The organism is uncultured Victivallis sp., from assembly GCF_944391105.1.
In the GTDB taxonomy this organism is placed as follows: Bacteria; Verrucomicrobiota; Lentisphaeria; order Victivallales; family Victivallaceae; genus Victivallis.
The window spans coordinates 90,975-104,329 of sequence record NZ_CALXSK010000002.1; the positions used below are offsets into that span (position 1 = coordinate 90,975).

The window sequence follows — 13,355 nt, forward strand, 5'->3', positions numbered from 1 at the left end:
CGCAATTTTCGATTGTCGGCAAAACCGGTTCCCGGCAGTTATCCGGCTTCCGTGTAAAGTTCCTGCATGCGCGGCGCATCGACTCCAAGATTGTTTCGGAGATACTGTTTCACTCCTCCGAACTCCCCGTCGATGACTTCAAACGCGGCGTCGAGGTACTCCGGTCGAACCGTGTAGATCGAAGCGAACCGCTTATCCGCCTCGATCGCACTGCGGTACTTCTCCCGGATGAGCCGGGCTGAAAGCAGATAATCCCGCAGAACCGTTTCCCGGGACGCGCCGAGCGACAGCAGAAACAGCGCCGCCGCGAATCCGGTGCGGTCCTTCCCCGCCGAACAGTGGAACAGCAGCGGCGCATTTTCCGGATTCGACAGCAACCGGAAAAACTCCCAGTACATCTCCTGCGCATCCCGTGCAAGTGCGCGGTAGAGTTCGCACATCATCTCCGGTGCGTTTTCACAGGTCAGCCTCGCAAGTTCCAGTACATTTCCGGGTTCAATCGGCAGCCGGACGGTTCGTCGGACCGTCCCCGGGAGCCGGTTCGGGGCGAGGCACACCTCTTCGTTTCCCCGGAAGTCCACGATTGTCCGGATGCCGCGTTCTTCCAGTGCGGATTTCCCGCGGCTGGTCAGTCCGCTCAGGTCGTCGGAGCGAAACACCTTTCCGAGCCTGACCCGCCGCCCCGGAACCGTTTCCACTCCGCCGATGTCGCGCAGGTTGAACATTCCGTCCACTGCGATCGGAGTTGTGAAGCGTTCCGCTGTCTGGAGGGGAACTCCTCCGGCCGGAAGGTCGGCCGCTGCCGTATTCATCATCTGCTCTTCCCGGGATTTTCTTCTGACAACCTAACATCGAAAACCGGATTTGTCAACCGGCAGCAGGGTTTTTTCCGGGATGTTTTCCTGCCGTTTCATCCGGGTCATCGATAGAGACAGGGTAATAAAAGTATCTGTTTTTTAGAGTGATATCTTTTTTTTCCCTATCTTTTTCCTGTTTTTATGTGTAAATATGGAATTTTATCATTTTTTTGCAGATACAACTTGACAAAGAGAGAAAATGGTTTTCTATTGATATCAGAAGCTACAAACCTGGGATGGAAAAGAATTTCAAGGAGGAGTGATTCTTTTTGATCCGCGCCCGGGAGCCTGCGTTTCTGCCCCGCCCCCGTGGCAACGGAATGCCGAGAAACAATCCGACCGGCCAATGAAACCGTCGCGGTTCGACGCGTTCTCTGCCGGAATTTCAAGGACGAGGAGGTGGGGAAATGAGGTGTTCTCCCGGATCGGCGCTGATGGTTTTGATCTCTTCGGCGCTGTTGGTCGGCCGTGTTGCCGCCGCTCCCGGAGAGGAGGGGAGCGAAGCCGGATCAGGCGTCCAGCTTCTGCGGTTCGTGCAGGACGACGCGCAGGACTACATGGTCTCAAAGATCTACGTGCTGAAATACGCCCAGTCGAACGATCTGATGCCGTTCATTGCCGGCATGATCAAACGCTACAACATGAATTCCAGCGTGAGTTGCATCGAATACGGTTCACAGAACGAGCAGATTCTGACGGTAACCTGTCCCGTCGGCATGATGCCTTACGTCGATGAATTTGTGAAGATGGCTGACCGCAACGTTTTGATCGACGGCAAGGTTCCGGGAGACATCATCCGGGGAACGGGAATCACCCGTGCAGTCTATCGCCCCAGGTATCGTTCCGGACAGGATCTGGTGAACGTCATTGTGAATGCGGTCATCAACGAGGGACCCTATGGTTCCGTCTACGGCTGGGATCGGAATTCGAACCAGATCTACTGGAAGGACAATGCGACGAACTCCGAATTCATCTACCAGTTTCTCGCGTTTCTCGACCGTCCGGCGCCGCAGATCACGTTGACGTTCCAGCTTTACGAGGTGCGCGAAAGCACGCTGCGCGACCTCGGCATGGAGTATCTCGCATGGAAAAACGGGCCGGGGCTGAATCTCTTTCAGGCGGGATTTGACGTGTTCAGCCTCTCCTCGGGGGGGAGTGCCGCGCTGCAGGCGGCCTCCGGTCCTCTCGGCGGATTTTTTTTCGCACCTCAGTTTGATGCGAGCTTCATCCGCGTTCTTGAACAGAGCGGCAAGGCGACGTTGCGGAACAGCGCGACCCTCACCGTCGCGAATTCCGACGAGAAAAGTTATGAAATCTTCTTCAATCCGCAGCTTCAGAACATCGTCAAGAGCAACAACGATCAGAGCAGCGTGACGCAGAGTGCCGTTCTTCAGGCGGGGCTCAATCAGGTCTATTTGAAGATCGTGACGCCGATCGCCTGTCTGCACAGCGGTTCCGAGGTTGATTTTGAGATTCCGAACTACGTTCCGGGGGCTTACGACGGAGTGCCCGGTACGCTCGTCTTCGGATACGACGTGCAGGCCGCCAACGTCGTGGAGCGCAACAACTACGGCGCGGAACTCGTCGAGACGACCCAGCTGCAGGGGAACGTCTCGATCGATCTCGGCGTGGAGAAACTGCTCGCCTCCTGGGAAAAGGAGGAAGAGGTCGAGCAGACCATCGGCGTGCCGTTTCTCTCCGACGTGCCGATTCTGAAATATCTTTTCAGCACGACGACCACAAGCGAGGAAAAGACCCATGTCTGCCTTACCGTTACCGCCGGAATCCTGAACACGAGCCCGCAGCGCGAAAAGAGCGGCGTGCTCCAAAAATTGAAATAAGGAGGGGAAGATGAAACGAATCACATGGATTCTTCCGACGCTCCTTGCCGTGTGCGGCGCATATGCTTCCGGCGAGACTCCCGCTCCGCCGCGCGATTCGAACTTCGGCAACACAGCCGGTTACGACAGCACGCGGGTCGAGGTGCATCTCCAGGTTCCGGTTCGGGAAGAGGCGAAGGCGGTCCACTTCGTCCGGGACAACAACGATCCGCGGGTTGTGACCAGAACCTATCTGATCCGCCACGTCGATCCCTATGAGATTCGCGACTATCTGCGCCAGATGGTGCAGTCCAAGCGGGTCGGCAACACGGCGCTTCAGCAGATTTATCCGGGCAACACGACGGCACTGCCCTATGCCGCAACGACCAGTTCCGCAGAGCTCACGACTCCTGCGAACGCTCAGCCCGGCTACGATCCTGCGCTTCAGCTCGGCAGCAACACCGCCGTGGAGTGTCTGAAATATGTGGACGGCACCGGGCTGTTGATCGTGAGCGCCGAGGAGTACCGTTTCCGGGACCACGAGAACGGCATGGGATTCGATTCACTCATCGAGTTTCTCGACAAGCCGCAGATGGGAGCGAACTATGGGACTCAGACCTTCTTCTACATTCCGAAATTCGTTCCGGCCCGGAACCTCATGCCGATGATCGAAAACGTCGGCATGAATGTTACTGATGTGACGGAACTCTGGCAGGGGCAGGATCTGGTCGCTTACGATCCGGCGCTGAACTGGCTGGTCTTCGATGTGACGAACTATTCGCAGCCGAACATCGAGAAGATGCTGCGCGAGTACGACGTTCCGATTCCGCAGGTGCGACTCCGGATCCGGGTCTATGAGCTTTACAGTGAAAACGATGACCGGATCGGCATTGATTTTCAGGCGTGGAAGAACAATCAGGGGGCTGATTTCTTCAGCGCGGGCGGCCGTTACCGCGACAACTGGTCGGCAGTTTACGGCGGGGCGATGGGCAGGACCGGCTCCGAGCGGACGAGCTTCTACAACTTCAATCCGAAGTGGAACTCCCGCTATCTCGATTTTCTGGTAAGCAAGGGTCGCGCGAAGATCGCCCACACCGGAGAATTGTGCATCCGGAACAACACCCCTGCGCTGCTTGAGCGCAAGACGCAGATCTTTTACGTCAGGAGTTCGACGCCGGCGGGGAATGCGCAGAGCTCTCCCGATATGGGAGTCGGTCCGTACGAACTGCTGTCCGCTCTGGTCGGCAGGAGTTTCACCGCATCTTCGGAGGAGGAGGTCCCGGTCGGAAAAGGGAACCGCCAGGAGGTGGAGGCGTTCACGGGATTCGGTTTCACGATGAACATCGAGAACGCCTCGGTGAATCTGGCTGAGACGCGGTTTACGGTCTCGCTCACCAATTCGAGCCTGATCGGATTCGAGTCGAACGGGACACCGCGCATCTCGGAGAACAGCGTGGCGGGCCAGGAGATCAGCCTGCCCTACGGGAAGGATTCCTTTGTGATCGGCGGGCTGCGGAAGCAGGAGGAGGTCACCTCTTCGTCGGGGATTCCGCTCTTGAAGTCGATTCCGTGGATCGGTTATTTGTTCTCAACCGAATCGAAGTCGATCAAGAGTTCGGAGCTCATCGTGGTCGGAGAGTGCGAGTGGGACGCGCAGCCGGACAGGCCGGAACAGCCCGCCATGAGCAGATCGTACCGGGTTCCGTAAACATATCAACCAGCAACGTCCTCAGGGAGTGAGGCGGACAACAGTGAAAGGGGAGAAAAATGCCGGAATCGAACGACAACAGAAAACTCGGCGTCATATCGCTTGCCGCCCTCGTCGTCTCCGCCATGATCGGCGGCGGGATCTTCAGCCTGCCGCAGAATATGGCGCAGAGCGCCGCTCTTGGCGCGGTCGTGATTGCGTGGGTCGTTACCGGGATCGGGATGTTTTTCATCGCCAATACGTTCCGTGTCCTGTCCGCTGCGCGTCCGGATGCTTCGACCGGGATATACGCCTATGCCCGGCTCGGCTTCGGGCGGTTTGCCGGATTTCAGATGGCGTGGGCCTACTGGCTCTGCAACATCTTCGGCAATGTCGGATTTGCGGTGCTGCTCATGGATGCGTTGAACTACTTTTTCCCGGGGGTGTTCACCGGCGGGAACAATCTCTGGTCGATCGTCGGCGGATCGATCGTGATCTGGGGGATGAACTTCGCGGTGCTGGCCGGGATGAAGCAGGCGGCGTTCATCAATACGGTCGGGACGGTGTGCAAACTTGTACCGATCGCGTTCTTTATTCTGATTATGCTGTTTGCGTTCCGGTGGATTTTCTTTTCGACCGATGTGCTTGGAAATCAGACGATTCCGGAGCATGGGATCAAGCCGCTCGGGTCGCTCTTCGACCAGGTGCGGTCGACGATGCCGGTGACGCTCTGGGCGTTTATCGGCATCGAGGGGGCGGTGGTGGTCTCCTCGCGGGCGAAGAGTCCGGCGGCGGTCGGTCGGGCGACTGTGCTCGGGTTTCTGGTCTGTCTGGCGATCTATGTCCTGCTCTCGGTTCTGCCGTTCGGGCGGATGTATCAGCCGCAACTCGCGGATCTCGCGAATCCATCGACCGCGCCGCTGCTGCAGGATGTGGTGCATGGATCGTGGGGCGGGATTCTGATGAATCTCGGCGTGATCGTCGCGTTGCTCACGAGCTGGCTCGCGTTCACGATCATGATCGCGCAGATTCCGTATGCGGCCGCGCTGGACGGGACGTTCCCGCGCATGTTCCGGAAAGTCAACTCCAAAGGGATGCCGAGTGTTTCACTCTTCGTCACGAGCGCGGTCATGCAGCTTGCGATGATTTTCGTCTACTTTGCGAATAATGCCTGGAATACGATGTTGACGATCACTTCGGTCATGATTCTGCCGCCCTATCTGGCGTGTACGCTCTATCTCTGGAAGATGTGTGTGACGAAACAGTATCCCGCCGGGATGCAGGTCGGTTTGCGTTACGCGCTCGTTTGCGGTGCGGCCGGGTCGCTCTTCGCGCTCTGGATGATCTATTCGGCCGGATTGCGCTATCTCATGTTCGCGTTCGTCTTCCTGCTGATCGGGATTCCGGTCTTCGTCTGGGGGCGGAAGAACGCGCTTGCGGATGATGCGGCGGCGACTGATCGCCGCGTCTTTACCCGGAAAGAGATGATCGGAGCGATTGCCGTGGCCGTAATCGCAGTGATTTCGATCATTGTGATGATCGTTCAGACTCCGCTGGTCGACAAGCGGTTCCACAAGTGGGCGCACTGGGCGGAGGACGAGGTTCAGACCATCGAACATGACGGAAAATAGCTGTTCCCCGGGAAATCAACCCCCCCGGTTCATCCGGTGGTTTTGATTCGAGGAGACGCCGATGGCCTGTAAAGAAGATCGAGTCGGGTCATCGCTGCCCTCAAGGCTGCGGGATTGATCCGGGTTCTCCGCTGTTGACGTTCAAAAGTCCGACGGCGGAGAAGGCATGAAACAACGCGGCATCCCCCGTGCTCATGATTCACGGGGACGAGCTGTGCAGACTTGCGTTGCGGGCGGGTGAGTCTCGGGCGTCCTGATGAGACCAGTCGGTTATGAAAAAACACTTGATTTATTGATAATCAATAAAAAAGTTGACATTTTATGATATATTCTTGAAGAGAGTCTGAAAACCGGGTTGCGTGAAGGCTTCATAAAAAAAGTCGAGTTGTCTCGTGTAAACGTGGACTGCACAGTTCAGGAAAAAGCAGTCCGTTATCCGACCGATGCCCGGCTTTATGACCGTATGCGCGAACGATTCGTTCAATCTGCCCGTAAAAACGGCATTCAATTACGGCAGACTTATGAACAGATCGGAAAAATTTGCGCCGTCAGAGCGTTTCTGCAAAAGCGAATCAGTTTAAGCGAGCAAGAAAATCGACAAGGCAGTTGAAAACGATTCTCGGTCGGGCCATTCGTGACATCAAGCGCAAAACAGTCACTCCCGATGCTGAATTCAAAAACTGCTTGAACTTGGGGAACGGCTTTACAATCAGAAAAAGAGCAATAAAAACAAACTTTATTCCAGAAATAAAAGGGATATGGTGTCTGAAAGAAATTGCTCATCACTGCGTTAACACACGTCATAAAAAATGTAAATGGACATGTTATCAACACTAAGGAGCAGAGATGAGAGGATGAAAAAAGTATTTTTAAGTTGTTTGTGTTTCATTTCAATCGTGTCTTATGGCATTGAATTGCGTCAAGCTGATCAATCCGGTATTGACTTGATTTTTGGGTATGAATATGGCAAACCTGATGGAAATATTTTCTATTCTCCGAAACATGCACTGACGTTTGTGCCGTATAACAGCAAATCCGAAGACAGAAAACGCTGTTTTTCCATTTGGATGTTTCGCAACGACGAGATCCGCTTTGAAAATATAATTGGACAGGTTTCGATGAGGAGTGTTGATGATGCCGAAGTGGTTTTGCAATTGGACTCCAGCTATGATACACGGGTCTCTGAGAAAGGCAAAGAGACTGCTGTAGACACCTATTTATTTCATAAGCGTCTTGCCATGGTTGCCGCGTCGTTCATGCCTGGCGAATGGAAAACGCAACGTTGGGAATCAATTACATATCATAAATCTCAATGGGTCTTGACTCAAAAAGATGCCGATGGCAAGCTCCATAAAACGACACTTACCCCCACGAAAAGCACAAACACCATGTTGTTTCAAAAAATCACGCTGCCGCAAAGTTTTGCTCAAACGGAGTTCCTGAAAATCAAATTTAATGCGGCTCCGGTCGGTATTCCGCAAAAATACGGGAATGGTTACTGGATAAGATTTGAAGATGACCGTGTATTCTATTATTTTGACGATGCCGATTTTGCATGGTGCATCGGATTTGACAATGGGAAGATCGTAATGGTGCTGCGGGGAGATCAGCAGAGAGTGGAAGCCGATTTCCATACCGACAAAAAATTTGGAAAAATCTTTTATCAGCGGACACCGTTTCAACTTTACATGACCCGCTATGAAACCGACAACAAATACGGACTTGAATTCAAACTCAATCCGTGGGACAGCAAACAGCTTTTTACCGTCTCAACTTGCGATCTTTTGAAGGAATAAAGACAATATAATTGAACTGAACAAAACCCACAACGCTAAGGAGCAGAGGAAGTCAATCGGTAGTCGCCTGTGCCGCGCAAATCACCTCCCGCATTTCGCTGTTGCATAAGCGACAAGATCAGACTCCGGGGCGGCTCTCTCTTTCTCAAACGCCGACAGGGGCGGAATAGCGGCGTTCGCGTTCGAGCGTCATGCCGTCGAAGGCCGCTTGTGCGCCGATCTCGGCGGCTTTGGCCTGAATGAGTTTCTCATCCTCGGGCCAGAGGGTGCGGGCGAGGTGATTCAGCACGACCCGGGTCGTTTCGTCGATCATGCCGCGGTTGCGGAACGTCGCGAGCAGATGGCGGACCACCGTACGGTCGTTGTGTTCGAAGATTCGCCAGTCGCCCTCTTCCGCCATCGTGCAGTCAATCACGATCCAGTCGAATTTGATTCCGTCGATCAGCAGCCACTCCGGTTTCGTGAGTCCCGCTCCGTCGAGCGCGTAGAGCAGCGTTCCGGCCGCGCTTTCGAAGAGAAAGTGATACGCCTGTTCCGAGGGAAAGTCGGTCAGGTGATTGGCCGGGAGCGCAGTCACATTGAGCTCGCCCAGCTGGAAATGGAGCCCCGGAGCGAGTTCGCGTTTCTCAAAATCCCCGGCCTCCGGAAGCTGTGCGAGCGCTTCCGGCGCGGCGTAAATCCGGAATGGTTTCGCTTTTCCCGGCGTCCGGGCGAGCTCCACAATCTGATCCGGCTGGAAATGGTCGCCGTGGGAGTGGGTTACGAGCAGTGTGTCGACCGCTCCGAAGTCGATGCCGTTCCTTTGCAGATTCCGGAGTCCTGTCGCGCCGCAGTCGATCAGAATGTGCCCGTTCAGGAGAGAACTGGTGCTGCCGCGCACACCCGGTTCGCCGAGCCGGCTCCAGTCATAATCGGCGGCTCCGGTTCCGAGCAGTACGAGCCGCATTCGGGCAAGCGTGTCATCTGCCATCTGCCTGACTCCCGGGGAGGTGTTGAAAGATCTGTTCAATGTCGCCCGCGCCGATCACCGCGAGCAGCAGGGGACGTTCTCCCTGATAATCGAGCGCCGTGCACGCAATCTTCTCCCAGTTGCCGTCGAGATAGCGGACGCGTTCTCCCGCCGCTGCGGCGAGGTCGGCTTCGCCGGAGGGCCCCGTTTCGCACCACGCCGCAAAAACCGGGGTGACGATGGCTGAATCCGCCTTTGCAAGTTCCGCCGCCAGCTGCGGCAGATATTTGTGCAGCCGCGCGTAGCGATGCGGCTGAAAGACGATCCGCAGATGATGTTCCGGATATGCAAGCCGCAGCGCTTCGATCGAACTTGCCAGTTCGGTTGGATGGTGCGCATAATCCTCGATCACGGTCAGCGTGTCTGAGTTGTAATGTACGCTCATGCGGCGCGCGACTCCCGCGAAACTCGCGAGGGCCTCTTCCGCTTCTCTGGAATCGACTCCGAGCAGAGCGGCCGCGGCTGCGGCGAGTTTCGCGTTGCGCGCCTGAAATCCGAGCCACCGGCCGCCGAATGCGCCCGGTCCCGGAAAGTCAAGCCGGGTCGCCGCCGGATGTTCCGCGAAGAGCGCGTCCGGGTGTTCGCCGGGGTAGTAGAGCAGATGTTCGCTCTGAAACGCGAATTTCCGGAAATTTGCAAAGAGCTGCTCCTCTCCGCCGACACTCCAGCTGTGGTCGTCCTCGATGTTCGGCACGATCCCGAGATAAGGATGGACAAATGTGTGGGTGCCGTCGGACTCGTCGACCTCCATGATGAAGAGATCGTCCCCGGCGCCTGCCGAGGCGGAGTCGCCGCCGTTTACCGCCGCTCCGATGAGGAATCCCGGTTCCCGCCCGGTATGGGCGAGGATGTGGGAGAGCATTGCCGTGACGGTGGTTTTTCCGTGCGACCCGGAAATCGCGACCGGCCTCCGGTAGAGTGCTGCGAGGCGTGCGAGAAATTCGCCGCGCCGGATTTGCGGGATTCCGCGTTCCGCGGCCCGTTTCCGTTCCGGATTCTCTGCTGTCACGGCGGAGGAGTAGACGACCAGTTCCGTGTTTTCCGGCAGGAACTCCGCGCTGTGTCCGGCGTGGACCGTCGCGCCGAGCGCTGCCAGATGGGCGGTTTTTCCGTTTGATTCGCGGTCGGTTCCGCTGATCGAAGCGCCGCGCGCGAGCATGATTTCCGCGAGCGGAGCCATCCCGGCTCCGCCGATTCCTACGAAGTGAATGCGTTGCGGAAGATCACTCTTCATCGAGCTGAAACTGCGTGTTGTAGAGCCGGAAGTAGATGCCGGACTCGTTTTTCATCAATTCCTCATGCGTCCCGGACTCTGCGATTCTGCCGTCCTTGAGGACGATGATCTTGTTCGCGTTGCGGATCGTCGAGAGCCGGTGCGCGATCGCAAAGACCGTGCGGTTCGCCATGACCCGGTTCAACGCCTCCTGTACGAGTTTCTCGGTCACGGTGTCGAGCGCGCTGGTCGCCTCGTCGAGGATCAGAATCGGCGGATTCTTCAGAATCGCCCGGGCGATCGCCACGCGCTGCTTTTCCCCGCCGGAGAGGCGGAATCCCTTTTCTCCGACTTCCGTGTCGTAGCCTTCGGCATGGCGTCCGTCGACGATGAAGTGATGGGCGTTCGCGAGCTTCGCCGCTTCGATGATCTCCTCGCGGGTTGCCTCCGGACAGCCGTAGGCGATGTTGTTCGCGATCGTGTCGTTGAAGAGGATCGCATCCTGGTTCACAACGCCGATGACCCGGCGCAGCGAGGCGATCTCGTAATCGCGCACGTCGACGCCGTCAATCTTCACAGCTCCGCCCGTCACGTCGTAGAAGCGGGCGATGAGATTCGCGATGGTGGTTTTGCCGGACCCGGTTTCGCCGACCACGGCGACCATTTCGCCTTTCGGAATTTCAAAGCTCACATCGTCGATGATTTTGCGCTCCTCGTAGGAGAATTCGGTGTGAACAAGCTCGATCTTGTCCCGGAACTCCTTGAGTTTTACGGCGTTCGGCTTCTCCGGGAGCGATGTGTCCGTGTCGATGAGTTCAAAGTACCGGTCCGCCGCGGCCATCGACCGCTGGATCGAAGTCACGACCTTCGACAGATCCTTGATCGGCCGGTAGGCCATGAAGGCGGGCGCGAGCAGCGCCGCGATTTCCGTGATCGAAACTCCCTGGCTGTACGAGTAGACGAAAAAGACCAGCGTGGAAATCACCGCGACCACTTCCATCGCCGGAGAGAGCAGCAGCTGCAGCCGCAGTGCCCGCACCACCTGTTTGAAGTAGCGGCGGTTCTCGCCGTGGAACCGTTCGATTTCCATTTTTTCGGTGTTGTACGCCTTGACGACCCGGATTCCGGTGAACACCTCGTGCATCCGGGAGAACACCTCCGCGATACGTGCAAAACTCTTCCGGTAGACCCGGCGGATCTTCCGCCCGAGAAAGTGGATCGGCAGGAAGATCACGGGAACACCGATGAGCAGAATCACCACAAGCGAATAGCTTTCATATTCCCGGCACGCCATGAGAATCGCCACGAGGCATGCGAAAATCTGGATCGGCGCGCTTGTCAGATCCGCGACGGAATTCGACACCGCGTTTTCGATTGCGGAAGTGTCGTTCGTCGAACGGCTGATGAGGTGTCCGATATCGATTTTCCCGTAATACTGCAACGACTGATTCACGAGTTTGTCGAAGATCTTGTCGCGCAGATCCGCGACCACCTTCGCTCCGACCCAGTGCGTGTAGTAGTTGCTGATGAAGGTCGCGAGATTCTTCACCGTCCACGCGAGGATGAAGACGAAGACATAGACCGCGAAGATCTGCCACGCGATCCGGCCTCCCGGACCGACCGCCTCGAATCGAAATTCCCTCGGCCAGCTTACAACGATTTCGCGCCCTTCGACGGAGAAAGGAAGTCCATACTTTTCCGCCGCGCTGCGCGCTTCGTTCAGCATCTTGGTCAGCTGCGGGTCGTTGTCGACCGGGTGCAGCAGCTCCTGGACGGCTTTCTCTCTCTCCTCGCGGGTCAGCCCGGGCTGTTCGAGGATTTTGACGACGTTCTGCGCCTCTTCCTCGAATTTGGCCGCCTCTCCGCTGCCGGTTCCGTGCTCGACCGCGCCGACCAGACGCGGAACCATCAGCAGACTCACAAGCAGTGAGCCGCCGACCAGAATTCCCGACACGATGCCGACCGTGAGTCGAAACCAGTAGGGACGGGCGTACTTCAGCAGCCGGAAGTAACTCTGCGCCTTGAATTCGCCCTCATTGCCGCTTCTGCGCCCCATGCCGCTCCTTTATTTGAGGAAGGCCGCGATTGCATCGACGACCTCTTTGCGCTGGGCAGTGGTGGATTCCGGATAGATCGGCAGAGCCATGATCCGGCCGGTCGCCTTTTCGCTGACCGGGTAATCCCCCTCTTTCCCGCCGAGAGCGGCGAAGCAGTGCTGCAGATGAAGCGAAAGCGGGTAGTAGACAGCGCAGCCGATTCCGATTCCACGCAGGTGGGCGACGAGCGCATCGCGTTTGCCGTCCGCGACTTCGATGCAATACTGATTGTAGATGTGGCGAACCGGGTAGGCGGCCTTTTTCGGGAGCGACACCTTGTCGAGCAGACCCGCTTCCGCAAAGAGCCGGTCATATTCCGCCGCATTGTGCTGGCGCGCCTCGCTCCAGGAGTCGAGATGCGGCAGTTTGACCGAGAGAATGCCTGCCTGCAGGGCGTCGAGACGGAAGTTGCCGCCGACGTAGTCGTGCATGTAGGTGCCGCTCTGGCCGTGGTTGCGGAATATTTTGAGGAGCTTCGCTTTTTCGGGATCGTTGCATGTGACCATGCCGCCGTCGCCGAAGCAGCCGAGGTTCTTGCTCGGGAAGAACGAGAAGCAGCCGTAGTCGCCGATCGAGCCGACGCGCCGGCCCTTGTATTCCGCTCCGATCGCCTGGCATGCGTCTTCGATGACGATGAGGTTGTGCTTTTTCGCGATTTCCATGATCGGATCCATGTCGGCGCTCTGGCCGAAGAGGTGAACCGGGATGATCGCTTTCGTGCGGGCCGTGATCTTCTCCTCGATCTTCGAGGGGTCGATGTTGTAGGTCACGGGATCGATGTCCGCAAAGACCGGCGTCGCGCCGACGCGGACGATCGCTCCGACCGTCGCGAAAAAGGTGAACGGCGTGGTGATGACCTCGTCGCCGGGGCCGATCCCTTCGACCATCAGCGAGATGATGAGCGCATCCGAACCGCTCGTGACGCCGACTGCGAAATTGCTGTGGCAGTAGGCCGCGACCTCTTTTTCAAGTTTCTCGACCTTCGGGCCGAGGATGAAATACTGGGAGTCGGCGATCTCGGAAAACTCCTTGAGAATCTGCTCCTTGATCGTCGCGTACTGCGCCTTCAGATCCAGCAACGGAACCGCCATATTTCCATCTCCTTATGCTCAATGAAAAACAGAAGAACTCCCGTCCGGGGAGTCGCGATACAAAACTCTGGCATAATATAGCTCAGGTTCTGCAATCTTTCACCTTTTTTTTTATTTTTTTTCGCAATTTGCCTCTCTTCCGGCTATATTAAACG

General features: G+C 56.8%; 9 protein-coding genes. 4 read left to right on the plus strand and 5 right to left on the minus strand.

The features are described 5' to 3' along the window. Positions 1-38 precede the first annotated feature (38 nt). Complete coding sequence (locus Q0K10_RS01470) at positions 39-815, minus strand: tyrosine-protein phosphatase (protein WP_294502228.1); 777 nt, start codon at positions 813-815, stop codon at positions 39-41. Between the two features lie 449 nt (positions 816-1,264). Between Q0K10_RS01470 and Q0K10_RS01475 the strand changes: the two genes are divergently transcribed. The 4 genes from Q0K10_RS01475 to Q0K10_RS01490 all read left to right on the plus strand — a co-directional run bounded on the left by Q0K10_RS01475 (position 1,265) and on the right by Q0K10_RS01490 (position 7,791). Next, positions 1,265-2,698, plus strand: a complete 1,434-nt coding sequence (locus tag Q0K10_RS01475) for a hypothetical protein (RefSeq protein WP_294502231.1) — start codon at positions 1,265-1,267, stop codon at positions 2,696-2,698. Between the two features lie 10 nt (positions 2,699-2,708). Then, positions 2,709-4,385 (plus strand): hypothetical protein, encoded by a 1,677-nt coding sequence (locus Q0K10_RS01480; protein WP_294502235.1) that lies wholly within the window; start codon positions 2,709-2,711, stop codon positions 4,383-4,385. A 59-nt stretch (positions 4,386-4,444) separates the two neighbouring features. Continuing rightward, positions 4,445-5,995, plus strand: a complete 1,551-nt coding sequence (locus tag Q0K10_RS01485) for a basic amino acid/polyamine antiporter (protein ID WP_294502237.1) — start codon at positions 4,445-4,447, stop codon at positions 5,993-5,995. A gap of 854 nt (positions 5,996-6,849) precedes the next feature. Continuing rightward, positions 6,850-7,791: a hypothetical protein gene (locus tag Q0K10_RS01490; RefSeq protein WP_294502239.1), complete on the plus strand. Its 942-nt coding sequence runs from the start codon at positions 6,850-6,852 to the stop codon at positions 7,789-7,791. Between the two features lie 145 nt (positions 7,792-7,936). Here Q0K10_RS01490 and Q0K10_RS01495 read toward each other — a convergent pair whose 3' ends face one another. The 4 genes from Q0K10_RS01495 to Q0K10_RS01510 are packed head-to-tail and all read right to left on the minus strand — an operon-like array spanning position 7,937 to position 13,200. After that, the gene (locus Q0K10_RS01495; protein ID WP_294502242.1) at positions 7,937-8,761 is read right to left on the minus strand and encodes an MBL fold metallo-hydrolase; all 825 of its coding nucleotides are present in this window, start codon (positions 8,759-8,761) and stop codon (positions 7,937-7,939) included. Next, positions 8,751-10,034, minus strand: coding sequence for a Mur ligase domain-containing protein (locus Q0K10_RS01500; protein ID WP_294502243.1), 1,284 nt, complete (start codon positions 10,032-10,034; stop codon positions 8,751-8,753). The genes Q0K10_RS01495 and Q0K10_RS01500 overlap by 11 nt, the downstream gene beginning before the upstream one ends. After that, positions 10,024-12,069 carry an ABC transporter ATP-binding protein gene (locus tag Q0K10_RS01505; RefSeq protein WP_294502245.1) on the minus strand — a complete coding sequence of 682 codons (2,046 nt, stop codon included), beginning with the start codon at positions 12,067-12,069 and terminating at the stop codon, positions 10,024-10,026. Before Q0K10_RS01505 ends, Q0K10_RS01500 begins: the two co-directional genes overlap by 11 nt. A gap of 9 nt (positions 12,070-12,078) precedes the next feature. Further along, on the minus strand, positions 12,079-13,200 hold the full coding sequence (locus Q0K10_RS01510) for a DegT/DnrJ/EryC1/StrS aminotransferase family protein (RefSeq protein ID WP_294502247.1): 1,122 nt from the start codon (positions 13,198-13,200) through the stop codon (positions 12,079-12,081). Positions 13,201-13,355: the final 155 nt, after the last annotated feature.